This window comes from Mycobacterium sp. 1165178.9 (assembly GCF_001673555.1).
Taxonomy (GTDB): Bacteria; Actinomycetota; Actinomycetes; order Mycobacteriales; family Mycobacteriaceae; genus Mycobacterium.
Window position 1 is genome coordinate 1 of record NZ_LZMB01000137.1, and the last position, 679, is coordinate 679.

1 protein-coding gene is annotated in these 679 nt (G+C 64.8%); it reads left to right on the forward strand.

Features of this window, described 5'->3' with window-relative positions; translation table 11 throughout:
• On the forward strand, nucleotides 1–679 hold a 679-nt coding region (locus A5652_RS06685; RefSeq protein WP_197513804.1), incomplete at both ends, for a UPF0182 family protein.

A 679-nucleotide genomic window follows, 5' to 3' on the forward strand; every position in this document is an offset into this window, starting at 1 on the left:
TTGGCGGCATCCGGCTCTCCGGTCGGACCGGCGCGCTGAGCCGTTCGGCGCGGATCCAGCTGGTCACCCTGGTCGGGTTGTTGGTCGTGCTGAAAGCGATCGCATACTGGCTGGACCGATATGAGTTGTTGTCGCACACCCGCGGCGGCAAACCCTTCACCGGCGCCGGATACACCGACATCAATGCGGTGCTGCCGGCGAAGCTGATCCTGATGGCGATTGCGCTCATCTGCGCGGCGGCGGTGTTCTCCGCGATTGTGCTCAAGGACTTGCGGATCCCGGCGATCGGACTGGTCCTGTTGCTGCTGTCCTCGCTGATCGTGGGCGCCGGTTGGCCGCTGATCGTCGAGCAGATCAGCGTCAAACCCAATGCCGCGCAAAAGGAAAGCGAATACATCAGCCGCAGCATCGCCGCGACGCGGCAAGCCTACGGCCTGACCTCCGACCAGGTCACCTATCGCAACTACACCGGCGACGCGCAGGCCGCCGCCCAGCAGGTCGCCGACGACCGCGCGACCACGTCCAACATCCGGTTGCTCGATCCGACGATCGTCAGTCCAGCGTTCACCCAGTTTCAGCAGGGCAAGAATTTCTATTACTTCCCCGACCAGGGTGACCAGCTGGATCCGCGCCGAACGGCTCAGCGCGCCGGTCCGACCGGAGAGCCGGATGCCCCTAC